Origin of the sequence: Aromatoleum sp., from assembly GCF_032027225.1 — a bacterium.
Classification (GTDB): domain Bacteria; phylum Pseudomonadota; class Gammaproteobacteria; order Burkholderiales; family Rhodocyclaceae; genus Aromatoleum.
Genome location: NZ_JAVSMM010000010.1, coordinates 110293 through 135560, shown reverse-complemented (window position 1 = coordinate 135560; position 25268 = coordinate 110293). Strand labels below are relative to the sequence as shown.

The 25268-nt window shown below is 66.9% G+C and carries 20 protein-coding genes; 17 read left to right on the top strand and 3 right to left on the bottom strand.

Going from position 1 to position 25268, the window contains the following annotated elements; all coding sequences use genetic code 11:
* The first annotated feature begins 238 nt into the window (after positions 1–238).
* From ROZ37_RS12790 to hpnE, 4 genes are all read left to right on the top strand, one after another.
* Positions 239–2359 carry a diguanylate cyclase gene (locus ROZ37_RS12790; protein ID WP_312659859.1) on the top strand — a complete coding sequence of 707 codons (2121 nt, stop codon included), beginning with the start codon at positions 239–241 and terminating at the stop codon, positions 2357–2359.
* 83 nt (positions 2360–2442) lie between these two features.
* On the top strand, positions 2443–3276 hold the full coding sequence (gene hpnC, locus ROZ37_RS12785) for a squalene synthase HpnC (protein WP_312659858.1): 834 nt from the start codon (positions 2443–2445) through the stop codon (positions 3274–3276).
* 79 nt (positions 3277–3355) lie between these two features.
* On the top strand, positions 3356–4189 hold the full coding sequence (gene hpnD / locus ROZ37_RS12780; RefSeq protein WP_312659857.1) for a presqualene diphosphate synthase HpnD: 834 nt from the start codon (positions 3356–3358) through the stop codon (positions 4187–4189).
* A 28-nt stretch (positions 4190–4217) separates the two neighbouring features.
* Complete coding sequence (gene hpnE, locus ROZ37_RS12775; protein ID WP_312659856.1) at positions 4218–5522, top strand: hydroxysqualene dehydroxylase HpnE; 1305 nt, start codon at positions 4218–4220, stop codon at positions 5520–5522.
* 21 nt (positions 5523–5543) lie between these two features.
* On the opposite strand, the gene ROZ37_RS12770 is transcribed toward hpnE, so the two are convergent.
* The gene (locus tag ROZ37_RS12770; RefSeq protein ID WP_312659854.1) at positions 5544–6269 is read right to left on the bottom strand and encodes an ABC transporter ATP-binding protein; all 726 of its coding nucleotides are present in this window, start codon (positions 6267–6269) and stop codon (positions 5544–5546) included.
* Between ROZ37_RS12770 and ROZ37_RS12765 the strand changes: the two genes are divergently transcribed.
* Positions 6250–6864: an arylesterase gene (locus ROZ37_RS12765; RefSeq protein WP_312659853.1), complete on the top strand. Its 615-nt coding sequence runs from the start codon at positions 6250–6252 to the stop codon at positions 6862–6864. The genes ROZ37_RS12770 and ROZ37_RS12765 overlap by 20 nt on opposite strands.
* A gap of 25 nt (positions 6865–6889) precedes the next feature.
* Here ROZ37_RS12765 and selD read toward each other — a convergent pair whose 3' ends face one another.
* Positions 6890–7930: a selenide, water dikinase SelD gene (gene selD, locus ROZ37_RS12760; protein WP_312659852.1), complete on the bottom strand. Its 1041-nt coding sequence runs from the start codon at positions 7928–7930 to the stop codon at positions 6890–6892.
* 52 nt (positions 7931–7982) lie between these two features.
* Here selD and mnmH point away from each other — a divergent pair, with 52 nt between their 5' ends.
* Positions 7983–9089, top strand: a complete 1107-nt coding sequence (gene mnmH / locus ROZ37_RS12755) for a tRNA 2-selenouridine(34) synthase MnmH (protein ID WP_312659851.1) — start codon at positions 7983–7985, stop codon at positions 9087–9089.
* Here mnmH and ROZ37_RS12750 read toward each other — a convergent pair.
* A complete protein-coding gene (locus tag ROZ37_RS12750) occupies positions 9064–9639 on the bottom strand; it encodes a class I SAM-dependent methyltransferase (protein WP_312659850.1) in 576 nt (191 codons plus the stop codon). The two genes, mnmH and ROZ37_RS12750, sit on opposite strands and share 26 nt — an antisense overlap.
* 463 nt (positions 9640–10102) lie before the next feature.
* Here ROZ37_RS12750 and ROZ37_RS12745 point away from each other — a divergent pair, with 463 nt between their 5' ends.
* From ROZ37_RS12745 to mnmC, 11 genes are all read left to right on the top strand, one after another.
* Positions 10103–11704 carry an ATP-binding protein gene (locus tag ROZ37_RS12745; RefSeq protein WP_312659849.1) on the top strand — a complete coding sequence of 534 codons (1602 nt, stop codon included), beginning with the start codon at positions 10103–10105 and terminating at the stop codon, positions 11702–11704.
* Positions 11705–11926: 222 nt separating this feature from the next.
* Positions 11927–14611, top strand: coding sequence for a GNAT family N-acetyltransferase (locus tag ROZ37_RS12740; protein ID WP_312659847.1), 2685 nt, complete (start codon positions 11927–11929; stop codon positions 14609–14611).
* Positions 14612–14617: 6 nt separating this feature from the next.
* Positions 14618–15466: a D-hexose-6-phosphate mutarotase gene (locus tag ROZ37_RS12735; RefSeq protein WP_312659846.1), complete on the top strand. Its 849-nt coding sequence runs from the start codon at positions 14618–14620 to the stop codon at positions 15464–15466.
* A 210-nt stretch (positions 15467–15676) separates the two neighbouring features.
* Positions 15677–18013, top strand: coding sequence for a Tex family protein (locus tag ROZ37_RS12730; protein ID WP_312659845.1), 2337 nt, complete (start codon positions 15677–15679; stop codon positions 18011–18013).
* A 12-nt stretch (positions 18014–18025) separates the two neighbouring features.
* Entirely contained in the window at positions 18026–18394 is a 369-nt protein-coding gene (locus ROZ37_RS12725; RefSeq protein WP_312659843.1) for an ArsC family reductase, read from the top strand.
* Positions 18391–19278 carry an Hsp33 family molecular chaperone HslO gene (locus ROZ37_RS12720; protein ID WP_312659842.1) on the top strand — a complete coding sequence of 296 codons (888 nt, stop codon included), beginning with the start codon at positions 18391–18393 and terminating at the stop codon, positions 19276–19278. Before ROZ37_RS12725 ends, ROZ37_RS12720 begins: the two co-directional genes overlap by 4 nt.
* A gap of 148 nt (positions 19279–19426) precedes the next feature.
* Complete coding sequence (minC, locus tag ROZ37_RS12715; protein ID WP_312659840.1) at positions 19427–20197, top strand: septum site-determining protein MinC; 771 nt, start codon at positions 19427–19429, stop codon at positions 20195–20197.
* Between the two features lie 33 nt (positions 20198–20230).
* Positions 20231–21046, top strand: a complete 816-nt coding sequence (minD, locus tag ROZ37_RS12710; protein WP_312659838.1) for a septum site-determining protein MinD — start codon at positions 20231–20233, stop codon at positions 21044–21046.
* 1 nt (position 21047) lies between these two features.
* On the top strand, positions 21048–21308 hold the full coding sequence (minE, locus tag ROZ37_RS12705; RefSeq protein ID WP_312659836.1) for a cell division topological specificity factor MinE: 261 nt from the start codon (positions 21048–21050) through the stop codon (positions 21306–21308).
* A gap of 122 nt (positions 21309–21430) precedes the next feature.
* Positions 21431–22939: a lysine--tRNA ligase gene (lysS, locus tag ROZ37_RS12700; protein ID WP_312659834.1), complete on the top strand. Its 1509-nt coding sequence runs from the start codon at positions 21431–21433 to the stop codon at positions 22937–22939.
* Positions 22940–23003: 64 nt separating this feature from the next.
* Positions 23004–24932: a bifunctional tRNA (5-methylaminomethyl-2-thiouridine)(34)-methyltransferase MnmD/FAD-dependent 5-carboxymethylaminomethyl-2-thiouridine(34) oxidoreductase MnmC gene (gene mnmC, locus ROZ37_RS12695; RefSeq protein WP_312659831.1), complete on the top strand. Its 1929-nt coding sequence runs from the start codon at positions 23004–23006 to the stop codon at positions 24930–24932.
* Positions 24933–25268 lie beyond the last annotated feature (336 nt).

The window sequence follows — 25268 nt, the reverse complement described above, 5'->3', positions numbered from 1 at the left end:
GGTAGTCGCATGGCTGCAAATGCCGGCAGCAGGGAATTGACACTCCGCAACACAAATGGAACTCTCATGCCAAAGGGGAGCCGTAATGCAGCGTCAAACAATAACAGCAACGATAAGTCGAACTTCACCCATCCGTAAGCACGCTTCGGTCGGAGCCGGAAAGCTGCGGAACGATTCCGCCTGCTCTCCGCTCCTCGCCGCGCAGTCCATCCTCCCGCTCCCGCGCTGAAGGGAAGACGTGCGTCGTCTCGGCGATCTCTCTATTCACAATCGCCTGCTGCTCGTGGCGCTGCTGCCGGCTGCGCTGCTCGCGACGCTGATCACCGGCCTCGTACTGTATCGGAGCATGGCTACCCTCGACGAGGCGCTGCGCGAGCGCGGGCAGGCCATCGTCAGCTTTCTCGCACCGGCGGCCGAATACGGCGTCATTTCGGCCAACCGCGCGAATCTCTCCGAGCTGCTGCGCGCAGCGCTTGCACAACGCGAGGTCAGTGCGGTGGCGATCTACAACCGGGAGGGGACGCTGCTCGCGAGCACCGGGCGCTTCAATGTGCTCGAGCCGACGGCGCTGCAGGAGATCGACAGGCCGAGCATCTCGCGCGGACCGGTGAATGTGTTCGTCGCGACGGCGCCGGTCGTCTCGCGCGGCGTCGATTTCGACGACGTGTTCCGATCCAGCATCTCCGACGACGAGCCCCCCCCGGTGCGGACGATCGGCTGGGTGTATGTCGAACTCGACAAGGGTCCGTCGCAGCGCGAGAAGCGGCTCGTGATCTTCGCAACCCTCGGGCTCGCCCTCGTCGGTCTGGGGCTGACCGGCATCGTCGGGCTGCGGCTCGCACGATCGATTTCCCGACCCATCGCGGCGCTCGTCGAAGGGGTCGACCGGATGGCCGCCGGCGCGCTGGACGTGGAACTGGCCGAAACGGCGAGCACCGCAGAGCTCGGCGCGCTCGAACGGGGTTTCAACACGATGGCGCGCTCGATCTCCGAGAGCCACCGCACGATGCAGTCGCGCATCGATGCCGCCACCGCGCTGCTCGCGCACCAGGCACAGCACGATCCACTGACGGGGCTGCCGAACCGTCGGGCATTCGAGGAGCGGCTCGAGGAGAGCGTCGCCGCGTCGAAACGCGCCGGCGACCACGGGGCGCTGTGCTTCATCGATCTCGACCGCTTCAAGATCGTCAACGACACCTGCGGCCACGCGGCCGGCGACGAACTGTTGTGCCGCATTGCGCGGCTGATCCGACAGCGCGTGCGCGACCAGGACGTCGTGTGCCGTGTCGGCGGCGACGAATTCGCGCTGATCCTGCGCGGCTGCAGCCGCACGGACGCTCTGCGCATTGCCGAGCATTTGCGCGAAGGCGTCGCGGCCTTCCGCTTCTCGTGGGAGGACCGCCTTTTCTCGATCGGAGCGAGCATCGGTGTGACGTATATAGACGGGACGCATGCGACTGTCGCCGACCTCCTGATGGCGGCGGACAGCGCATGCTACGAAGCGAAAAAGAACGGACGCAACCAGGTCGTCGAATTCACGCCCCAAGCTGACCGCCGCCCCGCGGCGCCCGGGTCGGTGCCCGGCGTCGACGAAGGCTTCGAGGAGCGCATCGAACTCCATGCGCAATCGATCGTCCAGCTCGATTCCGGGAGCGACGAGGCGGGATGGCTCGAAGTGCTCCTGCGCGTGCGCGATACGGCCGGCGACCTTCGGCAGCCAGCCGAATATCTCGCTCATTTCGAGAACGGCGACGCACCGGTCGACCTCGATATCGGCGTCGTCGAGCTCGCCTGTGGCGCGCTCGCGCAACTGGATTCGTCCGGTCTCGGCCTGCCGGCCGGCGTGAGCCTGAACGTGGGCCGGGCGTCGATCCTCCAAGCTTCGGTGTTCCTCGCCCACCTCCGGGCCTCGCTGCAGGGAAATGGGATTCCGCCCGAGCGCATCGTCTGCGAGCTGCCGGTGCACTTCGTCGACCAGTTCCCGGATGAGTGCCGCAACTTCGCCCTTGGTGCACGGGAACTGGGCTGCCGCCTGATGCTGCAACAACTCGACGGCGGCGGCGTGCGGCACCTGAGATCGCTGCAGCCCGATTATGTGAAGATCAGCCTCGACGCGCTGATCGCGGCCTACGGCCTCGAAGCCGGCTGCAATCTCGCGCAGGCGTTGGCGGGCATGGCGGCGGCGCTGGACGTCACGCCGATCGCCTCCGAAGTCGAAGACCCGGTACTGCTCGAGACGCTGCAAGCCTTCGGTTTCGTGTACGCCCAGGGCCATGCGATCGCGTCCCCGGGGCCGATCGGCGACTGGAAGCCTCCCGACCGGGCCCCCTCCCCGATCCCACGCCGCACCGTTTCCTGACGCCTGTCGCCTCCCACGTCGCGGAAGCGCGGGATGTTCATGGTGATCGCGTATACTCGCCGGCGCTTTTCAGCGCGCCGAACATGCCCGTCGACCACTACGAAAATTTCCCCGTCGCATCACTCCTCCTGCCTGCCCGTTTGCGCGAGCCGGTTGAGGCTATCTACGCCTTCGCGCGCAGCGCCGACGACATCGCCGACGAGGGCGACGCGCCGGCGGCCGAGCGACACCGGTGCCTGGACGACTACCGTGCGGCGCTCGACGCGATCGAACGCGGGGAAGCGCCGGCTGAAAGCGAACTCGCGCCGATGTTCGCCCGCCTCGCGCGCAACATCCACGCTCATGGCCTGCCCATCGGACTCTGCCGCGACCTGGTCGATGCCTTCACGCAGGATATCGACAAGACGCGCTACATCGACTTCGCCGAACTCGCCGATTACTGCCGCCGCTCGGCGAACCCCGTGGGGCGGCTGCTGCTGCATCTGTACCACGCCGCGACGCCGGACAACCTGCGGTTGTCCGACCGCATCTGCACGAGCCTGCAGCTGATCAACTTCTGGCAGGACGTCGCGATCGACCGCGACAAGCGCCGGATCTATCTGCCGCTCGACGAGATGGCGCACTTCGGCGTCACCGAGGCCGACCTCGAGGCGTCGCGTTGCGACGACGCGTGGCGCGCGCTGATGGCGTTCCAGGTGCAGCGTGCGCGCGCGATGATGCTCGACGGCGCGCCGCTCGCGCGCCGGCTGCCCGGCCGGATCGGCTGGGAATTGCGCCTGATGGTGCTCGGCGGCCTGCGCATCCTCGAACGGATCGAGGCGGCCGATTACGACGTCTTTCGCCGGCGGCCGACGCTGGTCCGCGGCGACTGGCCCCGTCTCGCATGGCGTGCACTGCGATATCCAGAAACCCGATAACCGCCGAAGACGGCAAGAAAGCCGCACCGATTCCGGCTTTCCGGCCGCGACGAATGCCCGAAATGAACGACAAGCCCTCATGACCCCTCACGAATACTGCCAGGACAAGGCTGCGAAGAGCGGCTCCAGCTTCTATTACAGCTTCATGTTCCTGCCGCCCGTGCGCAGGCAGGCGATCACCGCGCTGTACGCGTTCTGCCGCGAAGTCGACGACGTCGTCGACGAATGCGAGGACCCTCAGATCGCGCGCACGAAGCTCGACTGGTGGCGCCACGAGGTTGCGCGGGTGCACGCGGGAGAGCCGACCCACCCGGTGACGATCGCGCTGAAGGACGTCGTCGCACGCTTCAACTTGCCGCTCGAGCAGCTGATCGAGATCATCGACGGCATGGAGATGGACCTGATGCAAAGCCGCTACCTCGACTTCAAGGGGTTGCAGCTCTATTGCTACCGGGTTGCCAGCGTCGTCGGCCTGCTCGCGGCGGAGATCTTCGGCTACCGGGACCGTCAGACGCTGAAATACGCGCACGACCTCGGCATGGCGTTCCAGCTCACGAACATCATCCGCGACGTCGGCGAAGACGCGCGCCGCGGGCGCATCTACCTGCCGATCGACGAACTGCAGCGCTTCAAGGTGCCGGCGAGCCAGATCCTGGAAGGCCGCCACGACGACAACTTCCGCGAACTGATGGTTTTCCAGGCCGCGCGGGCGCGGAAGTACTACGACCAGGCACTCGACGAGCTGCCCGCGGTCGATCGCAAGAACCAGCGGCCGGGCCTCGTGATGGCCGCGATCTATCGCACCCTGCTCGACGAGATCGAGCGCGACGGCTTCCTGGTGCTCGACCGGCGCACTTCGCTGACGCCGATGCGCAAGCTGTGGATCGCCGGATCGACCTGGGTGCGGGCGTGAGCGCGCGCGCCGGCCGGGATTTGCGCTCGTGAGCGGCGCCGTCGCGATCATCGGCGCCGGCTATGCCGGTCTCGCGTGCGCGGTCGAACTCGCGCGCAAACGCGTACCCGTCACCGTGTTCGAGCGCTCGCACACGCTCGGCGGCCGCGCGCGCGTCGTCGTGAAGGACGGCTGGCGCGTCGACAACGGCCAGCACATCCTGATCGGCGCCTACACCGAGATGACGCGGCTGCTGCGCCTCACCGGCGGCTCGCCGAAAGCCCTCGCGCACCTGCCGCTCACGCTGCACACGCCGGGGGGCATGCACTTGCAGGCCGCGCCGCTGCCGGCCCCGCTGCATCTCGCGGTCGGGCTGCTGCGCGCGACCGGCTTGAGCTGGTGGGACCGGCTCGGCATGTTGCGACTGATGCGTTACCTGAAAAAGCGGCGCTTCCGTGTCGATCCGCAGATGACCGTCCACCGGCTGCTCGCCGAGACGTCGCAGCCGCTCCACCTGTCGAAGCTGATCTGGGAGCCACTATGCGTCGCCGCGCTGAACACCCCGATCGCCGAGGCTTCGGCTCAGGTGTTCGCTAACGTGCTGCGCGACAGTCTCGCGGCCGGCGCGTCGGCGAGCGAGTTGCTGATCCCGCGCGTCGATCTGTCCGAACTCTTCCCGGTGCCCGCGGCCCGCTTCCTCGCGGTGCGGCGCGGCAAGCTGCGCACCGGTACGGCGGTCGACGCGATCCGGCGGGCGCCCGGCGGTTTCCGTCTCGACGGCGACCCCGCGAACCAGCTGTACGAGCAGGTCGTCGTCGCGACCGCGCCGCACCACGCCGGCGCGCTGCTCGCTTCGGCGGGCGACTGCGACCGGCTCGCGACGATGATCGACGCGTTGCCCGCGGAGCCGATCACCACCGTTTACCTTGCGCTCGGGAAGTCGCTGCATCTCGCCCACCCGATGATCGGGCTCGCCGGCGGGCCCGCGCAGTGGGCATTCGACCGCGGCCAGTTCGGTGGCCCGGCGGGGCTGATCGCATGCGTGATCAGCGCGCGCGGCGAACACGACGCGCTGTCGCGCGAAGACTTGCTGCTCACCGTCCATGCACAGCTCGAACGCGAATTGCAGCGTCGCCTGCCGAGCCCGGAATGGTCCCAGGTGATCACCGAAAAACGCGCGACCTTCGCGTGCCGCCCTGGCCTCGTCCGCCCGGGTCCGCAAACGCCGATCCCCGGCCTGTGGCTCGCGGGGGACTACCTCGACTCCGACTACCCGGCGACGCTGGAGTCGGCGGTGCGCTCGGGCGTCGACACGGCGGCGCGGGTGCTGCGCACGCTCGCAACCCCTCGCTGATTGCGCCGCCTCTACCGGGCGTCAGGGTCGGATCACGCGAGGGCTCGTCTCCACGAGGCGGCCCGCCTGCATGTGCAGTACGCGGTTGCAGCGCGCGGCGAGCGATTCGTCATGCGTCACGAGAATCAGCGTCGTCCCGACTTCGCGATTGAGCGAGAAGATCAGCTCGATGATCGCTTCGCCGGTCGCCGCGTCGAGGTTTCCGGTCGGCTCGTCGGCGAGCAGCAGTCGCGGGCGCGGCGCGAACGCCCGTGCGAGCGCGACCCGCTGCTGTTCGCCGCCCGACAGATGTTTCGGGTAGTGGCGCAGGCGCCCGCCGAGTCCGACGCGCTCGAGCCACTGACGCGCGGTCGCCTCGGCCTCGGTCGCGCCGGCGAGTTCGAGCGGCAGCATGACGTTCTCGAGGGCGGTCAGCGCGGGCAGCAGCTGGAACGACTGGAACACGAAGCCGACCGATTCGCCACGCAGCGCGGCGCGCGCGTCCTCGTCGAGCGCAAAGAGCTCGGTCCCGTCGATGCGCACCGATCCCGACCCGGGCACATCGAGCCCGGCGAGCAATCCAAGCAGCGTCGATTTGCCCGATCCCGACGCGCCGACGATCGCGACCGACTCACCGGTGCCCACAACGAAGCTGACGTCCTGCAAAATCTGCAGTGTCCCCTGCCCGTCGGCGAGCGCGACGCTTTTCGACAGGCCCGTCACTTCCATTACCGGTACGGAGAATTCGATGCCGCTGCTGCGATCCATGGTGATCTTCTTCTTTGCCGTAGTTTTCTCGGGCGCCGCCCAGGCGGCGACGATACTCGTTTGGGGCGACAGTCTCTCGGCCGGCTACGGCCTTAAGTCGCAGGAAGCGTGGCCCACCTTATTGCAGACGCGCCTCGAACGCGAAGGGTTCCGTCATACCGTCGTCAATGCGAGCGTCAGCGGCGAAACCTCGGCCGGAGGCCGCTCCCGCCTGCCGGCCGCGCTCGACCGCCACAAACCCGACCTGCTGATCCTCGAACTCGGCGCGAACGACGGACTGCGCGGACTGAAGCCGAACCTCATCGCCGACAACCTCTCCGCGATGATTCGGGCGGCGCGCGAAAAGGGTGCCCGCGTCCTGCTCGTCGGCATCCAGATGCCGCCGAATTACGGCCCCGCCTATACCCGGCGCTTCCAGCAGACTTTCGTCGATGTCGCGCGCGAGCAAGACGTGCCGCTCGTACCCTTCCTGCTCGACGGCTTCGCCGAGCGCCGCGAGATGTTCCAGAGCGACGGCATCCATCCGACAGCCGAGGCGCAGGAGATCATCGTCGACACCGTGTGGAAGCAGCTCGCGCCGATGCTGAAAGGCTGAGAAGGACCGGCGGAGAACGTGAAACTCAGACGACGTTGAGAACCGGCTCGCCGGCCTGCATTCGTCCGACGACACGGCCTTCCGTCCCCTGCTCCGCGCGAATCGCCTCCAGAACTTCGTCGGCCGTTTCCGCTGCGCAGGCGACGAGCAGCCCGCCGCTCGTCTGCGGATCGGTGATCAGCTTGCGCTGCCATTCCTCCGCGTCGGCTCCCATCCGGATCGCCTCGCCGTAGCTCGCCCAGTTGCGCGTCGAGGCGCCGGTCGCGATGCCGTCGCGGACGAGCTCGAGCGCGGCATCGATCGTCGGCAGATCCGAAAACGACACCGTTGCGCCAAGTCGCGAGCCGCGGCAGATTTCGAGCAGGTGCCCGGCGAGCCCGAAGCCGGTCACGTCGGTCACCGCGTGCACGCCCTGCATACCGGCGAGACGCGCGCCGACGCGGTTGAGCTGCGTTGTCCACCGGATCATTTCGGCGTAGCCGGCGTCGTTCAGCAGCCCCTTCTTCAATCCGGCCGACAGGATGCCGACGCCGAGCGGCTTGGTCAGGATCAGCACGTCGCCGTCCCGCGCGCCGGCGTTCGTCTTGACCTGGGCGGGATCGACGATGCCGAGGCCGACGAGGCCGTAGATCGGTTCGAGCACGTCGATCGAGTGGCCGCCGGCGATCGGGATGCCGGCGTCGCGACATACCGATGCGCCGCCTTCGAGAATGCGGCCGATGACTTCGGGCGGCAGCTTGTCGAGCGGCATCCCGACGATCGCGAGCGCCATGATCGGCGTGCCGCCCATTGCGTAGACGTCGGAAAGCGCGTTCGTCGCCGCGATGCGGCCGAAATCGAACGGGTCGTCCACGATGGGCGTGAAGAAATCGGTCGTCGCGACGATCGCCTGCCGGTCGTTGAGCCGATACACCGCAGCGTCGTCGGCGGTTTCGGTGCCGACGAGGAGATCGGGCGGAACGAGGCCGGCGGGAGCGTGCTCGAGCAGTTTGGACAGCACGGCCGGCGCGATTTTGCAGCCACATCCGCCGCCGTGGGAGAATTGCGTGAGTTTGATCTGATCCATGGATTCCAGGGGGAAAGACGGCTGTCCGGCGCGGCCGGGCGCCGCAACCAGCATGAAAAAAGGCCTCGCGACCGTAGCACAGCTGTCCGCCTTTGACGAGATCATCGACGCCCGCAGCCCCGCCGAATTCGAAGAAGATCGCATTCCCGGCGCGATCGGCTGCCCCGTGCTCGACAACGAGCAGCGGGCGATCGTCGGCACGATCTACAAGCAGCAGTCCGCGTTCGAGGCGCGACGCATCGGCGCGGCTATGGTCGCCGAGAACATCGCGCACCATCTGCGAACGCGCTTCCAGGACAAGCCGAAGGGCTGGCGCCCCCTCGTTTACTGCTGGCGGGGCGGACAGCGCAGCGGATCGTTCGTGACCTGGTTGCGGCTGATCGGCTGGGACGCGTGCCAGCTCGAAGGCGGGTACAAGAGCTGGCGACGGATGGTCGTCACCGAGCTCGAAACCCTGCCGCAGCGCTTCGATTTTCGCGTCGTCTGTGGCGCGACCGGCAGCGGCAAGACACGCATCCTCGAAGCGCTCGCGGGGCTCGGCGCGCAAGTGCTCGACCTCGAAGGGCTGGCGGCGCACAAGGGGTCGGTGCTCGGGGCGCTGCCCGACCGGCCGCAGCCGACGCAAAAATCATTCGAGACGGAGTTGTTCGAGACGCTGCGCGGCTTCGATCCCGAGCGTCCGGTTTTCGTCGAAGCGGAAAGCCGGAAGATCGGCCGCATCCAGGTGCCGGAGGCCTTGATCGTCAAGATGCGCGCGAGCCGGTGCGTCGCGATCGACGCGACGCGCGATGCCCGCCTCGAATTCCTCGTCCGCGACTATGCCTATCTCGGCGACGACGTCTCCGAGCTGCAGCGGAAGATCGACTTCCTGAAGGGGCTGCAGAGCAATGAGACGATCGAACGCTGGAAGGCGCTCGCCGAAGCTCACGACTTGCCGACGCTGTTCGGGGAGTTCATCGACCTGCACTACGATCCGCTCTATCACCGCTCGCAGAACCGGAACTTCGCGCGCTTTCCGGACGCGCCGTCGTTTTCGACGGGCGACCTGTCACCCGCGGGCGTGGCCGCGCTGGCGGACGAAATTTGGGCGGCGAGCGACTCGTCTCTGGTTGCGAGCCCCCGATTTGAACCTCTCAGCCCTGATCTTCCCGCCCGGTAGGCAGACGCGGCGTTGCGGCCGGATGCCGGATCGCGCACACCCGCTGCACGACGGCCGGGCGCGGTAGCGCCACTTCGCCCTGTTCGAATGCGACGATCAGGTAGCCGTCGTGCAAGCGCTCAAGGAGCTCTCCCGGACGCAGCAGGAAATCCGGGTTGCTCGGTTTGCCGTGACGCTCGTTGCCGAGCATGAAGGTTTCGTAGATCAGCACGCCGCCGGGGACGATGCAATCGAGCAGCGCCGCGAAGCGCGGCCGGAAAAGATAATTGGTGACCACGATCCCGTCGAAGTGCCGCCCGTCGTATGGCCACGGACCGTTCTCGAGATCGGCTTCCCGCACCTGCACGCCGGGGACCGTCGCCAGCGAAGCCAGCGCGCCCGTATCCCGGTCGACGGCCTCGACGCGAAAGCCCCGCTCCGCGAGCCAGCGCGCATGACGTCCGCCCCCGCATGCGAAGTCGAGCACCTCCCCGCCGGCGCGCAGCAGCGGCGCGAAGCGGACGATCCACGCGGAGGGCGCGAGCGAGCCGCCACCAAACCTCGCCGTCATCGCCACCCCGCTTCGGCCGGTTTCCGCCGGGAATCGCGTCGAACCGCACCGGCCCATGCCGGAAAGCCGATGTACCCCGTTTCGATATCGCCCTTGGGCGGAATTTCGTTAGACATGATGGAGCCCGTTCGATATGACCGGCCGATTCTAGCCTCCCCGCTTCTCATCCGAGCGGTGCCGGTAAATGGGATGGATGGATTTCAAAAATAACGTCGCATTTCTGCAGTGCAGCAAAAACCCCGTAAACCCGGATAATTACCCTTTCGAAAATGCGGTTACCATCCGCCGGAAGGACTTCGACAACCGCCGTGAGTTCGACCGAAACTTGAAAGCCTTCCTCCGATCCTTGCTCCGCCTGCCCGGGCGTTGTCGGCCTTGGGCTTCGGCCCTGAGTGCGCTGGTCGCTCCCGGAATCGCTGTCGCCGGCTCTCCGCCACCGCAGGCCTCCCACGCGCTGCCATGGATGATCGCCCTCGTCGGAACGCTGGCGGCCGTGCTCGCGGCTTGGCGCTGTCGGGCGACTCTGCGCAACAATCTTCTGCTGCCGGCAAGACTCCCGGAAAAGCGCCTGGAGGGGTTCGACCCCGACGATCTCGTCGCGCTGCTGGATATTTCTTCAGACTGGTTGTGGAAGACCGACGACGAGCATCGCTATGTTCATCTGACTGCGGGCCTGCACGACCACTCGATGATGGACCCCGCCGATTTTCTCGGACGCCGCCCGTGGGAGATCGACAGCGAGGCAAGCCCCGAGACCTGGGAACGCTACCGCCGCAGCATCGCGCAGGGGGAACCCGTACGACTCGAAATCACCCGGCACGACAGACTCGGCGGGCGGCGGCATCTCGAACTCACCGGCGGTCCGGTTTTCGTGGACTCATTGTTCGTCGGCTATCACGGCTTCGGCCGCGACGTCACGCGCTACGTCGAGGTCGAGCGCGCGCTGCGCGAAAACCAGGTCCGCTATCAGGAGGTCATCGAATCGATCAAGGAAGTTATCTTCCGGACCGACACGAACGCGCGATTCACCTTTCTCAATCGGGCGTGGGAGCGAAGCTTCGGTCACCCGCTGCGTGACACGCTGACGACATCGATCGTCGACTACATCCACCCGGACGACCAGAGTACGGTGGTAACCGAGTTCGCGCGCGTGATCAGCGGTGCGGCACCAGCCTACGCGGGCCAGTTCCGTCTGCGCGCCCATAACGGCGAAACCCGCTGGATCGAGGCGACGGCCCACCCGGTCAGCAAGCGGGGCGGCGCAGCCGAGCCCGAAGGCCTCGTCGGCACGCTGTTCGACGTCACGGTGCGCAGAATCGCGGAAATGACCTTGCGCAACCTGAACCAGGAGCTCGAAGCACGCGTGAAGCTGCGAACGGCCGAACTCGAGGCGTCGAACCGCGAACTCGAAGCCTTTTCGTACTCGGTTTCGCACGATCTGCGCGCGCCCTTGCGCGCGATCGAGGGTTTCGCGACGATCCTCGAAGACGAACTCGCAGACCGGCTCGATGAGGAAGCACGCGGGCATATCCTGCGTATCCGCAAGGCGAGCCAGCGCATGGCGCAGACGATCGACGATCTCCTGAAACTCGCGCAGCTCGCGCGACAACAATTGCACGAAGAGACTTTCGATCTGTCCGAGCTTGCCGTGCAGATCCTCGACGAACTACGCGCGGCGGACCCCGACCGGAAGGTCGCGGTCGACATCGCCCCCGGCCTGATCGTCACGGCCGACCGCAACCTGATGCAGGTCGTGCTCGAGAATCTCCTCGGCAACGCGTGGAAGTTCTCGGCGGGCCGCGACGAGACGCGCATCTCGCTGTCGGCGGAAACGAACCGCGACGGCCAGGTGTTCTGCATCACCGACAACGGGGCCGGGTTCGACATGGCATTCGCGAACAAGCTCTTCCGGCCTTTCCACCGCCTGCACGGCAGCTCCGAGTTTCCGGGCACCGGCATCGGTCTCGCCAACGTGCACCGCATCGTCATGCGACATGGCGGGCGGATATGGGCGACTGCCAAGCCCAATGAGGGCGCCAGCTTCTACTTCACGCTCGGGCATTGAGCGGTCATGAACCGCTTTCGTACAAATTCTTTCCGCATCGCGCCGGGCCGCGATCTCCTCGCGCCGAGACTTGTGTCACAATGCGCCATGGTGCACTGCAGTAAGCTTGCACTGAGCGCAGTTTCGGCCACACTGAAGCACCGCTCGCAGCAGCAGGCCGGCGTGCGTTGAACCGCGTGCCGCCGGGAGTCGCAGCTCGACCCCTCATCCAGGCGACCGAACATGAAAGAAAAGCACTACCTCAGCCCCCTGCTCGAACCGAAATCCGTCGGCGTCATCGGCGCCAGCGAACGCGAATCCTCACTCGGCAACGTCGTCGTCCGCAACATGCTCAACGCGGGCTTCCGCGGCCGGCTGTTCGCCGTCAACCCGAAGCACGAGGCCGTCCTCGGCGTGCCGTGCTACAAGTCGGTCGAAGACGTCCCCCACCGGCTCGATCTCGTCGTCATCGCCGTGCGCGCCGACCGCGTGCTGTCGATCGTCGAAAGCTGCGGGCGGGCCGGCGTCAAGGCCATCATCATCATGTCCGCCGGTTTCTCGGAGACCGGCCCGCGCGGAGCGCTGCTCGAACGTCACGTCGTCGAAGCCGCGCGCCGCTACCGCATCCGCCTGCTGGGCCCGAACTGCCTCGGCATCATGCGCCCGGTGCTCGGCCTCAACGCGACCTTCGCGCACGTCAGCGCGATCAAGGGGACGATCGGCCTGATTTCGCAGTCCGGTGCACTGTGCACGTCGATCCTCGACTGGGCCGAGCCAAACAAGGTCGGATTCTCGGCAGTCGTCTCGCTCGGCTCGTCGAGCGACATCGACTTCGGCGAAGTCCTCGAATACATGATCTCGGACCCGCGTACCGAGAGCATCATCATGTACGTCGAAGGCATCCGCGACGCGCGCCGCTTCATGAGCGCGCTGCGCGGCGCCGCCCGCGTGAAGCCGGTGCTGCTGATCAAAGTCGGCCGCCACCCCGACGTGTCGCGCGCGATTCGCTCGCATTCGGGTTCGATGAGCGGCAACGATGCGGTCTTCGATGCTGCGCTGCGGCGCGCGGGTGTCATACGCCTGTACAACATGGGTCAGCTTTTCGCGGCCGCGAACGCGCTGTTCTCGCACTTTCGCCCGCGCGGCAACCGGCTCGCGATCGTCACCAACGGCGGCGGGCCGGGCGTCATGGCGGCCGACCGTGCAGCCGACCTCGGCATTCCGCTGTCGGAGTTTACCGAAGGCACGATGGAGAAGCTCAACGCGTCGCTACCGTCGGGCTGGTCCCACGGCAACCCGGTCGACATCCTCGGCGACGCGGACGTCGAGCGCTACCGCAAGACGGTCCAGACCGTGCTCGAAGGTCCGAACGTCGACGGCGTGCTGGTGATGCTGACGCCGCAGGCGAACACGAACCCGACCGCGGTCGCTCAGGCCGTCGTCGAACTCGAGAAGAACGCCGACAAGCCGGTCGTCACCTGCTGGATGGGCGAGGAACTCGTGCGCGAAGGCCGCAAGGCGTTCGAGGCCGCGGGCATTCCGACCTTCCGCACGCCCGAGCCGGCAGTCGAACTCTTCAGCCATATCTCGGCGTACTACCGCAACCAGAAGCTGCTGATGCAGACGCCGGCGTCGCTCTCGCATCTGAATCCGCCGAGCGTCGAGAGCGCCCGCCTCGTCATCGAGACCGCGCTCGCCGAGCGGCGCCGCGTGCTCAACGAGATGGAATCGAAGGCGCTGCTCGCCGCTTTCCGCATCCCGATCGCGCAGACCGTCATCGCGCGCTCGGCGACCGAGGCGATGGTGCTCGCCGAGGAAATCGGCCTGCCGGTCGTGATGAAGATCGACTCGCCGTCGATCATCCACAAGGCGGATTCGGGCGGCGTACGCCTGAACCTCGGCAGCCTCGCCGCGGTACGCACCGCGTACCAGGAAATTCTCGAGGAAGTCCGCAAGAACAAGCCGGCCGCCGCGATCAACGGCGTCGCGATCGAACCGATGATCCTCAAGCGCAATGGCCGCGAGCTGGTCGTCGGCGTCAAGCGCGACGCGGTGTTCGGCCCGGTGATCACCTTCGGCGAGGGCGGCAACCGCGTCGTCGCGAACCGCGACCTCGAAGTCGCGCTGCCGCCGCTGAACAATTACCTCGTGCGCGACCTGATCCGCTCGTCGCGGGTGTCGATGCTGCTCGGCGAGTTCCGCACGATGCCGCCGGTCGACATGGAATCCCTCGAATTCGTGCTGCTGCGCGTGTCCGAGATGATCTGCGAATTGCCGTGGATCACCGAACTCGAGATAAACCCGCTGATCATCGACGAGAACGGAGCGGTCGCGGTCGACGCGCGCGTGACCGTCGAGAACGTCTCGCCGTCGGTCGATCGCTACGCGCACATGGCGATCCATCCGTACCCGTCGCAGCTGATCACGAAGTGGCATTACGACGCGGTCGAAGTCACGATCCGACCGATCAAGCCCGAAGACGCGGACCTCGAAGTCGAGTTCGTGCGCAAGCTGTCGGCGGAGACGAAGTACTACCGCTTCATGAATACGATGCGCGAACTGCCGCCGGCGATGGTCGCGCGGCTGACGCAGATCGACTACGACCGCGAGATGGCCTTCCTCGCGACGATTCAGGAGGACGGTCGGGAGATCGAGATCGGCGTCTGCCGCTACGCGGTCAATCCGGACGGCGAGTCGTGCGAGTTCGCGGTCGTCGTCGCCGACGAATGGCAGCATCGCGGCCTCGCGCGCAAGCTGATGGGCGTGCTGATCGAGACCGCGCGCAACAAGGGCATCATGTACATGAACGGCGTGTTCCTCGCGAACAACGAGCGGATGCTCAAATTCGTGCAGGGTCTCGGCTTCCAGCTGTCGAACGATCCGGAAGACAACACCGTGAAGCTCGGCGTGCTGCCGCTGCAGGACTGAGCGCCGATGCCGTCCTCGATCGAAACGAAGGTTTTCCACGGCCGCCCGGCGCTCTTCCTCGAGACCCCGAATGGCGCCCGCGCGGTCGTGTCGCCGTTCGGCGCGCAGGTCTTGTCATGGTCGCCGGCCGGTGGCGACGAGCGCCTTTATCTCAGTCCCGCCGCGCGCTTCGACACCGACACCCCGGTGCGCGGCGGAATTCCGGTGTGCTTTCCGCAGTTCGGCGCGCTCGGCCGGTTGCCCAAGCACGGCATCGCACGCACGCGGAACTGGTCGGTGGCCGAGCGTCGCGTCGAGGACGACTATGCGCTCGCGACGCTGCGGCTAACCGAAGACGACGACAGCTGGGCGATCTGGCCGCAAAATTTCATGGCCGAACTCACGGTCGTCATCGAAGGCGAGCGTCTCGACATCGAATTCGAAGTCACGAACACCGGCCACGCGCCGTTCGCCTTCACCGCCGCGCTGCACACCTACCTGCGCGTGCACGAGGTGGAAAACGCCCGGCTCGAAGGCCTGTACGGGCACGAGTATCGCGATGCGGCCGGCCACGACCGCCTCAAGCACGACAGCGGGGACGTCCTCGTCGTCGGAGAGGAAACCGACCGCGTGTATCACGACGTGAAGCGCCCGCTGCTGCTGCTCGACGACGGCCGCAGCCTCGGCATCAATGCGGAAGGCTTCCCCGATGTCGTCGTCTGGAATCCGTGGGAGCAGCGCTGCGCGGAACTCCCCGACATGCCGGCGAACGGCTTCCGCCACATGCTCTGCGTCGAAGCCGCCGCCGTGCGGCATCGTATCGAACTCGACGCGGGCGAGGATTGGGTCGGACGGCAGAGCCTGATCGCGCTCTGAGCGACGGACGTCGGCGGGGCTCGACGCCGCCCCGGCACCCTGCTCGGTTTTTTCCGTCGAACGCCGACGCGAGGCACGTATCGGAACGCTGGCGCCGCTTCACGCCAACCGCGCCTTCCGAGAAACCCGCTCTTGCCCGCGCCTCCCCGATTAATGCACCATCCGGACCTTTTCCCTGCCGAGCCGGACCCCGCGCCTCAACCATCGCCCATGCTCCCGCCGATCGAACACCGCATCGCCACCGAACTCGCCGCCCAACCCCGCCAGGTCGTCGCCGCGATCCAGCTCCTCGATGAAGGCGCAACCGTCCCGTTCATCGCCCGCTACCGCAAGGAAGTGACCGGCGGCCTCGACGACACGCAGCTGCGCAACCTCGAAGAGCGGCTCGGCTATCTGCGCGAGTTGGAAGACCGCCGCGCCGCGGTGCTGAATTCGATCGCCGAGCAGGGCAAGCTCACCGACGCGCTGAAGGCCGACGTCCTCTCGGCCGAGACGAAGCAGCGCCTCGAAGACCTCTACCTGCCGTACAAGCAGAAGCGGCGCACGAAAGCGCAGATCGCGCGCGAGGCCGGCATCGAGCCGCTCGCCACCGCCCTCCTCGCCGACCCGACGCTGAATCCGGAGGCCGAGGCGGCCGCCTACCTCAACGCCGAGGCCGGCTTCGCCGACACGAAAAGCGTGCTCGACGGGGCGCGCCAGATTCTCATCGAGCGCTTCGCCGAGGACGCCGAACTGCTCGGCGAGCTGCGCGAGTGGCTGCACGACAAGGGCGTCGTTGCGTCGACGGTCGTCGAAGGCAAGGAAACCGAGGGCGCGAAATTCCGCGACTGGTTCGACTTCCGCGAGCCGATCGCGACGCTGCCGTCGCATCGCGCGCTCGCGCTGCTGCGTGGTCGCAACGAAGGCATGCTGCGGCTCGCGCTGACCGTCGACCAGCCGGACCCCGACGCCCCTCACCCCTGCGAGACGCGCATCGCCGCCCGTTTCCGCGTCCGCGACGAAGGCCGTCCCGCGGACCGCTGGCTGCGCGAGAGCGTCCGCTGGGCGTGGAACGTCAAGATCTCGCTGCACCTCGAGCTCGAACTGATGAACGAGCTGCGCGAGCGCGCCGAGGAGGAAGCCATCCGCGTGTTCGCGCGCAACCTCAAGGACCTGCTCCTCGCGGCGCCGGCCGGAGCGCGCTGCACGATGGGACTCGACCCGGGGATCCGCACCGGCGTGAAAGTCGCGGTCATCGACCCGACCGGCAAGCTCGTCGAGACCGCGACGGTCTATCCGTTCGAGCCGCGCCGCGACGTCGACGGCTCGCTCGCAACACTCGCCGCACTCGCGAAGAAGCACGGCGTCGATCTCGTCGCGATCGGCAACGGCACCGCGTCGCGCGAGACCGACAAGCTCGTCGCGGACCTGATGGAGGCCTTGCCGCAACTGCGCCTCACGCGCGTCACCGTGTCCGAGGCCGGCGCGTCGGTCTATTCGGCGTCCGAGCTCGCCGCGCGCGAATTTCCGGATCTCGACGTGTCGCTGCGCGGCGCGGTGTCGATCGCCCGGCGCCTGCAGGACCCGCTCGCCGAACTCGTGAAGATCGACCCGAAGTCGATCGGCGTCGGCCAGTACCAGCACGACGTCAATCAGTCGCGCCTCGCGAAGAGCCTCGACGCGGTCGTCGAGGACTGCGTGAACGCGGTCGGCGTCGACGTGAACACCGCGTCGGCAGCGCTGCTCGCGCGGATTTCCGGTTTGAATGCGACGCTCGCCGGCAACATCGTCGAGTTCCGCAATGCCAACGGTCCGTTCCGCAGCCGGGACGCGTTGAAGGCCGTCCCGCGCCTCGGCGCGAAGACCTTCGAACAGGCCGCCGGCTTCTTGCGCATCCCCAGCGGCGACAATCCGCTCGACGCGTCCTCGGTGCACCCGGAAGCCTATCCGGTCGTCGAGCGCATCCTCGCGAAGGTCGCGCGCAACGTGCGCGAATTGATGGGGAACGCCGCCTTCCTGAAATCGCTCCGCCCCGCCGATTTCACCGACGAACGCTTCGGCCTGCCGACCGTGCAGGACATCCTCGCCGAACTCGAAAAGCCGGGCCGCGATCCGCGCCCCGAGTTTCGCACCGCGACTTTCCGCGAAGGCGTCGAGACGCTCAAGGATCTGGCGCCGGGCATGATGCTCGAAGGCACGGTCACGAACGTTACGAACTTCGGCGCTTTCGTCGACATCGGCGTCCATCAGGACGGCCTGGTCCATATCTCCGCGCTCGCCGACCGTTTCGTCAAGGATCCGCACAGCGTCGTCAAGGCGGGCCAGGTCGTGAAGGTCAAGGTGCTGGAGGTCGATCTTCCGCGCAAGCGCATCGCGTTGACGATGCGGATGGGCGACGAGCCTGCTCGGGCGGCGGGTGCTGCAGCGCCCCAGGGCGCGCGCGGGCGAAACGATTCGAAGACTTCATCCCAGCCGCGGCGCAACGGCAGCGAAGGGCATAACGACAGCCGCGGCAGCACCGCGGGCGGCGCGATGGCCGACGCACTCGCGCGCGCGCTGCGCAAATAGGACGGAAACACGATGACCGCGACGATCTACGGCATCAAGAATTGCGACACGATGAAGAAGACCTTCGCCTGGTTCGAGGCGAACGGCGTCGCCTATACGTTTCACGATTACCGCAAATCCGGCATCTCGCCCGAACTCCTCGCGCGCTGGTGCGACAAACTCGGGTGGCAGGCGCTGGTCAATACGCGCGGGACGACGTGGCGCAAGCTCGACCCGTCCCAACAGGCGGTCGCGGACGCGGATGAAGCGGTCGCACTGATGGCCGCGCATACGAGCCTGATCCGTCGTCCCGTCGTCGAGACCACGGAGGGCGAAATCCTTGCCGGCTTCGACCCCACGCGACTCGGGGCGCTATTCGGCATTTCCGGAGCATCGGCATGAAAGCAGAACCCAGCTACGTTCGCCGCTTCCTGCTGGAAGACCTCGACATCCGCGGCGCCGTCGTGCGTCTCGATGACGTCTGGCGGGCGCTGCAGACGGGCCGGGACTATCCGGCCGAAGTCGCCCGCCTCCTTGGCGAGATGAGCGCGGTGTCGGCGCTGATCGCGGCGAACCTGAAGCAGAACGGCCGCCTGACGTTCCAGATCCAGGGCCACGGGCCGGTCCGGCTGCTCGTCGTGGACTGCAACGAAGCGCTGAACCTGCGCGGCTTCGCCGGTCTCGACGACGACGCACCGCTCCCCGCGGAGGGGGGCCTGTCGAACCTCATCGGCGACGGCATCCTGCAGCTGACGCTCGACGTCGCGGGGATGGAGCAGCCATACCGCAGCCTCGTGCCGCTCGACGGCGACAGCATCGCCGCGACCTTCGAGCACTATCTGGTCCAGTCCGAACAGCAGCCCGCCGGCTTGTGGCTCGAGTGCAATGAGCGCGCCGCAGCCGGCCTGTTCCTGCAGAAACTCCCGGGCGCCGATCTGCGCGACGAAGACGGCTGGTCGCGCGTGCATCAGCTCGCGCAGACGGTGCGGGCGGACGAACTCCTCGATCTGCCTGCGGAAATCCTGCTCGGCCGTCTCTTCGCGGAAGAAAACGTGCGCCTCTTCGACCCGCGCCCGGTGATCCACGACTTTCCGCCCGACCGTGACAAGGTCATCGGCATGCTGCGCAGCCTCGGCGAGGCCGAAGTGCGGCGCATCTACGCCGAGCACGGCGAACTCGTCGTGCGCGACGACCTGTCGAATCACGACTACCGTTTCGAACCCGGCGAGATCGACGCGCTGTTCGCCTCCCATCCCGACCTGGGCACGCCGCCTTCCCTGCACTGAAGATTTCGCGACACGTTCCGGCACGCCCCCCTCGCAGCGCCGGCATCCGTGCCCCGCCGAGCGGCGGCACGGCGTTACCATCGGCGCCGAGCCTTGCCCGAATCCCTCTGCGTCATTAGACTTCGAGCCTTTTAGGATTGCCCCGTCCATGTCCGCCGTTCCGCCCGCTGCTCGCCCGATCGAGTTCCGCAATGCAACACTCGGCGCGACTGTCGCGGTGCTGCGCGAAACCGAGCCCCCGAAGCTCGCGGACGCGCTGCACATGATGCTCGGGGGCATGCCCGACTTTTTCAGCGGTGAAGCGGCGGTCCTCGATTTCGGCGCGCTCACCGAATTCCCGTCACGCATCGACTGGCCCGGCCTGACGAGCCTGCTGCGCCGCTACCAGCTGCAGCCGATGGGCGTGCGCAATCTTCCGCAGGAGCTTGCGGCGAAAGCGCGCCAGGCGGGACTTGCGATTCTGGACGGTGCCGAGCTCGGCGAACGGCAGGACGTGCCCCGCCCGATGCCGCAACCCGTTCCGGAAGTCCGCCCCGAACCCGCACCGGCCGCCGCGCCCGCGTTCCCGGCCGACACGCTCTTCATCGATCGCCCGCTGCGCTCCGGCCAGCAGGTGTACGCGCGCGGCGGCGACATCGTGCTGCTCGCGGGCATGAGTAACGGCGCCGAAGTGATCGCCGATGGCAGCATCCACTGTTACGGCCCGCTGCGCGGACGGGCGCTCGCCGGCGCACAAGGCAACGCCGCGGCCCGCATCATCTCGACGAATTTCGGCCCGGAGATCGTCTCGATCGCCGGCGTCTATCGCACTTTCGAGCAGGGCGTTCCGGCCGCCGTCGCCGGCCGCACCGTGCATGTCCGCCTGCTCACGGCCGGCACCGAACACAAACTTGACATCGAACCGCTGCAGCTCGACTGAGCGCGGCACAATCTTCAGAAAAAAGGGCAAACCGTGACTCGAGTCGTCGTCGTGACATCAGGCAAAGGTGGCGTGGGCAAGACCACCACCAGCGCGGCATTTTCTTCCGGGCTCGCACTGCGCGGCTTCAAGACCGCGGTCATCGACTTCGACGTCGGGCTGCGCAACCTCGACCTGATCATGGGCTGCGAGCGCCGCGTCGTGTATGACTTCGTCAACGTCATCAACGGCGAAGCGAAGCTCAACCAGGCATTGATCAAGGACAAGCACTGCGAGAACCTGTTCGTGCTGCCCGCCTCCCAGGCCCGCGACAAGGACGCGCTCACCGAGGAAGGCGTCGAGAAAGTGCTCGCCGAGCTCGCCCACATGGGCTTCGACTACGTCGTCTGCGACTCCCCGGCCGGCATCGAGCGCGGCGCGGTGCTGGCGCTGACGTTTGCCGACGAGGCGATCGTGACGACGAACCCGGAAGTCTCTTCGGTGCGCGACTCGGACCGCATCCTCGGCATCCTGCAGTCGAAGTCGCGGCGCGCGGCCGAGGGAAAAGAAGCGGTCAAGGAGCACCTGCTCGTGACCCGCTATTCGCCGAAACGCGTCGATGAAGGCGAGATGCTGTCGTACAAGGACGTGCAGGAGCTGCTGCGGGTACCGCTGATCGGCGTGATCCCGGAGTCCGAATCGGTCCTGCAGGCGTCGAACCAGGGCACGCCGGCGATCCATCTGAAGGGTACGGACGTCGCCGAGGCGTATTCGGACGTCGTCGCGCGCTTCCTCGGCGAGGAGCGCAGCCTGCGCTTCGTCAATTACGAAAAGCCGGGGCTGATCAAGCGCCTCTTCGGAGGCAAGTGACATGTCGTTTCTTGCCCGCCTCTTCGGCGAGAAGAAGAAGAGTGCCGAGATCGCGAAGAACCGCCTGTCACTGCTGATCGCGCACGAGCGCAGCGGCGGCGGACCGACGGCCGATTTCCTGCCCGCCCTTCAGCGCGAGCTGATCGAAGTGATCTCGAAATACGTGTCGGTTAATGCCGATGACATCAAGGTGCATCTCGACAAGCAGGACAACGTCGAAGTCCTCGAAGTCAATATCGTTCTGCCCGAGCAGAACAGATAGCTCCCGGGCGGGCGAAAAAGTGCTCGAAACCCGCCTCGCGCAAGGCGGTCTGCGCACGCCCCGCATTTGCCGGCCTCGCCTGCGCATGCCACAATTCTTTCTTTTCTTTCCCCGACCCAGCCATGAGCGACCAGAACAATAGCCCCGCCGCCCCGCAGGACGAGAACCACCTCATGGCCGAGCGGCGCGAGAAACTGGCGGCCTGGCGCGCGTCGGGTCGCGCCTTTCCCAACGACTTCTCGCGCGAGAACACCGCCGGCAAGCTCGACGAACTCTACGGCGACAAGGAAGGGGAAGAACTCGAAGCGACGGCGATCGAAGTGAAGGTCGCGGGCCGCGTCATGCTCAAGCGCGTGATGGGCAAGGCGAGCTTCGTGACGATCCAGGACCTGTCCGGCCAGATCCAGTTGTACGTCACGCGCGACGCGGTCGGCGACGAGGTCTATGCCGATTTCAAGCACTGGGACATCGGCGACATCGTCGGCGCGGTGGGCACGCTGTTCAAGACTCGAACCGGCGAACTGTCCGTCAAGACGAACGAAATCCGGCTGCTGACGAAGAGCCTGCGGCCGCTGCCCGACAAGTTCCACGGCCTGACCGACGTCGAGCAGAAGTACCGCCAGCGCCACGTCGACCTGATCATGAACGAGCAGGCGCGCTTCACGTTCGTCGCCCGCAGCCGCATGGTGCAGTCAATCCGCAACTACATGGTCAGCCACGGCTTCCTCGAAGTCGAAACGCCGATGATGCACCCGATCCCGGGCGGCGCTGCGGCCAAACCTTTCACGACCCATCACAACGCGCTCGACATGGAGCTCTTCCTGCGCATCGCGCCGGAGCTCTACCTCAAGCGCCTCGTCGTCGGCGGCTTCGAGAAGGTTTTCGAGGTGAACCGCAACTTCCGCAACGAGGGGCTGAGTCCGCGGCACAACCCCGAGTTCACGATGATGGAGTTCTACGAGGCGTACGCGAACTACAAGAGCCTGATGAACTTCACCGAAGGCCTGCTGCGTCAGGCCGCGCGCGAAGCGCTCGGTACCGAGGTGTTCGTCTACCAGGGACGCGAACTCGATCTTTCGAAGCCGTTCGCGCGACTGACGATCGTCGAGGCGATCCACAAATACCAGCCGGGTTTCTCGATCGCGCAGCTGAACGACGCCGACTGGCTGCGGGCGAAGCTCGCCGACCTGAAGGCCGCCCCGCGGGCCGGCGCCGGGCTGGGGTCGCTGCAGCTGATGCTGTTCGAGGAGACCACCGAGGCCGAGCTGTGGGAGCCGACCTTCATCGTCGACTACCCCGCCGAAGTGTCGCCGCTCGCGCGCCGCAACGACGCGAACCCGGAGATCACCGAACGGTTCGAACTCTTCATCGTCGGCCGCGAGATCGCGAACGGCTTCTCCGAGCTGAACGACCCAGAAGACCAGGCCGCGCGCTTCCTCGAGCAGGTCAAGGCGAAGGAAGCCGGCGACGAGGAAGCGATGTTCTTCGACGCCGACTACATCCGCGCGCTCGAATACGGCTTGCCGCCGACCGGCGGCTGCGGCATCGGCATCGACCGTCTCGTCATGCTGCTGACCGACAGCCCGAGCATCCGCGACGTGATCCTCTTCCCGCAAATGCGACCGGAGTGACACCCGGCCACCGCTGCTGCAATCGAGGCGCCGAAAGGCGCCTCGTCGTTTCCGGAGCCCCGCCGTGCCGATCGAACCCGCCCGCCTTTCGTTTTCCGATGACGGCACGCCGCGCTCCGAAGCCTTCGGCGACGTGTACCACACCCGCGACGGCGGCCTCGACCAGGCGCGCTTCGTGTTCCTCGGCGGCAACGGTCTGCCCGAGCGCTTGCGACATCGTGAGCGCTTCACGATCGTCGAGACCGGCTTCGGCCTCGGGCTGAACTTTCTCGCGACATGGTCTGCGTGGCGCGCCGATCCCGAACGGTGCGGACGCCTGCACTTCGTCTCCGCGGAGCTCCATCCATTCACGCGCAACGACCTCGCGACGCTGCACGCGCGCTGGCCCGAGCTCGGAGCGCTTGCCGATGAACTGCGCGCGCAGTGGCCGCCGCTGACGCCCGGCGTCCACCGCCTGCACCTCGACGACGGCTGCGTCGTCCTGACGCTGCTCTTCGGCGACGCGCGCGATCTGCTGCCACAACTTCGCTGCCGCGCCGACGCGTTCTATCTCGACGGCTTCTCGCCGGCGCGCAATCCCGAACTTTGGTCGGACGCATTGCTCGCGGAACTCGGCCGGCTGGCGTCGCCCGACGCGACGCTCGCGACCTGGTCGGTCTCCGGAGCGGTGCGTCGCGGGCTCGCGCAAGCCGGCTTCGACTGCGAAAAAATCGAGGGTTTCGGCGGCAAACGCGAGATGTGCCGCGGCCAACGTGCGACGAACGCCTCCCTGCAAGCTGACGCCCCATCCCGCCGCGGCGCGCGTCACGCGATCGTCATCGGCGCGGGACTCGCCGGCACGAGCGTCGCCGAACGTCTCGCTGCACGAGGCTGGCGCGTCGACGTGATCGACGAGGCGGCCGGACCCGGACAAGGGGCGTCGGGGAATCTCACCGGCGTGCTTCGGCCGCTGCCGAGCCTCGACGACAACCGCCTCGCGCGAATCACCCGTGCCGGCGCACTGTATGGGCTGCATCATCTGCGGCACCTCAGCGATCTCGGGCTACCGGTGCGATGGGACGCGTGCGGCGTGCTGCACCTCGCCCGCGATCCTGTCCATGAAGGCAAGCAGCGGCGCGTCGTGGAAGCGCAGCAGCCGCCGGCCGAATTCCTGCGCTTCGTCGATCGCGACGAAGCCTCGGCGCTCGCAGGCTGGCCATTGCCGCTCGGCGGCTGGTGGTTTCCGCAAGGCGCCTGGGTAAGTCCTCCGACCCTGTGCGCGGCGAACCTCGCCGCCTGGCCGGAGCGCATCCGGACCCACTTCGGACGGCGGATGCAGCGCATCGAACCCGCCGGGGACGGCTGGACGGCCTTCGACGACGAAGGGAATCCGATCGCCAGCGCGCCCGTCGCGATCCTCGCGAATGGCGCTGCGATCACCGCCGTCCCCGAAGCGCGCGCGCTACCGGTTCGCGCCGCACGCGGCCAGGTGACCCATCTCCCCGCCGCGAGCGGAAGCGCCCCGGACATCGTCGTTTGCCGGCTCGGCTATGTGAGCCCGTCGGTCGACGGAATTCGCAGCGCGGGCGCGACTTTCGCGATGAACGACGAAGAGCCGGCATTGCGCGACGGGGACCATCGCGAGAACCTGGCGAAGCTCGATTTCATCCTTCCCGGCTACGCGGCAGGTCTCGCCCCCGGCGACATCGGCGGTCGAGTCGGCTTTCGCCCCGCATCCCCCGATCGGCTGCCGATGATCGGCGCGGTTCCTGCGGGCACGCCGGATTCGCCCCCAAGTCGCGAAACGCCGCTGGCCGCGATCCCGCGCCTGCCCGGCCTATACGCGGTGAGCGGCTTCGGTGCGCGCGGACTCGTCTGGGCCAGTCTCGCCGGCGAGCTTCTCGCGAGCGAACTCGACGGCGATCCGCTGCCGCTCGAACGCGACCTGGTCGACGCGCTCGACCCCGGGCGCTTCCTCCTCAAACCGGTTCGCCGCTTCGATACCGAGAACTGAGCACCCGCATTGCCCAAATACCGGAATCAGTAAATCAAGTACAAAGATCACGGTATTTTCGCTCCCGGTAGCCGTCGGTATGATTCGCCCATTCGAAAACGCGCGAATCGCAAAAGACGAGCAAGCGCGACAGGGACGGCAAGATAAAAAACCGGCAGAGAGTCGTCGTCCAATAAGAACGTGGTCCGCGACGATACGGGTCTGATGGATCGAAAAGCGGGTCGGAGGAGACAGCCCTATTCCGCGAAGGCGCGTATCGGCAAAGCCGAACGCGCCTTCGAATTTATCAGCCGGGCAGCCCTGCCCACTGGACAGTTGCTTACGGGCCTTGCATAT

Excerpts from the sequence above, each read along its gene's own strand:
- minC (WP_312659840.1), top strand. The coding sequence starts at position 19,427 with ATGTCCGCCGTTCCGCCCGCTGCTCGCCCGATCGAGTTCCGCAATGCA.
- selD (WP_312659852.1), bottom strand. The coding sequence starts at position 7,930 with ATGGATCAGATCAAACTCACGCAATTCTCCCACGGCGGCGGATGTGGC.
- mnmH (WP_312659851.1), top strand. The coding sequence starts at position 7,983 with ATGAAAAAAGGCCTCGCGACCGTAGCACAGCTGTCCGCCTTTGACGAG.
- ROZ37_RS12740 (WP_312659847.1), top strand. The coding sequence starts at position 11,927 with ATGAAAGAAAAGCACTACCTCAGCCCCCTGCTCGAACCGAAATCCGTC.
- ROZ37_RS12735 (WP_312659846.1), top strand. The coding sequence starts at position 14,618 with ATGCCGTCCTCGATCGAAACGAAGGTTTTCCACGGCCGCCCGGCGCTC.
- lysS (WP_312659834.1), top strand. The coding sequence starts at position 21,431 with ATGAGCGACCAGAACAATAGCCCCGCCGCCCCGCAGGACGAGAACCAC.
- ROZ37_RS12770 (WP_312659854.1), bottom strand. The coding sequence starts at position 6,269 with ATGGATCGCAGCAGCGGCATCGAATTCTCCGTACCGGTAATGGAAGTG.
- ROZ37_RS12725 (WP_312659843.1), top strand. The coding sequence starts at position 18,026 with ATGACCGCGACGATCTACGGCATCAAGAATTGCGACACGATGAAGAAG.
- hpnC (WP_312659858.1), top strand. The coding sequence starts at position 2,443 with ATGCCCGTCGACCACTACGAAAATTTCCCCGTCGCATCACTCCTCCTG.
- ROZ37_RS12745 (WP_312659849.1), top strand. The coding sequence starts at position 10,103 with ATGATCGCCCTCGTCGGAACGCTGGCGGCCGTGCTCGCGGCTTGGCGC.
- ROZ37_RS12730 (WP_312659845.1), top strand. The coding sequence starts at position 15,677 with ATGCTCCCGCCGATCGAACACCGCATCGCCACCGAACTCGCCGCCCAA.
- hpnD (WP_312659857.1), top strand. The coding sequence starts at position 3,356 with ATGACCCCTCACGAATACTGCCAGGACAAGGCTGCGAAGAGCGGCTCC.
- minE (WP_312659836.1), top strand. The coding sequence starts at position 21,048 with ATGTCGTTTCTTGCCCGCCTCTTCGGCGAGAAGAAGAAGAGTGCCGAG.
- ROZ37_RS12750 (WP_312659850.1), bottom strand. The coding sequence starts at position 9,639 with ATGACGGCGAGGTTTGGTGGCGGCTCGCTCGCGCCCTCCGCGTGGATC.
- ROZ37_RS12765 (WP_312659853.1), top strand. The coding sequence starts at position 6,250 with ATGCCGCTGCTGCGATCCATGGTGATCTTCTTCTTTGCCGTAGTTTTC.
- ROZ37_RS12720 (WP_312659842.1), top strand. The coding sequence starts at position 18,391 with ATGAAAGCAGAACCCAGCTACGTTCGCCGCTTCCTGCTGGAAGACCTC.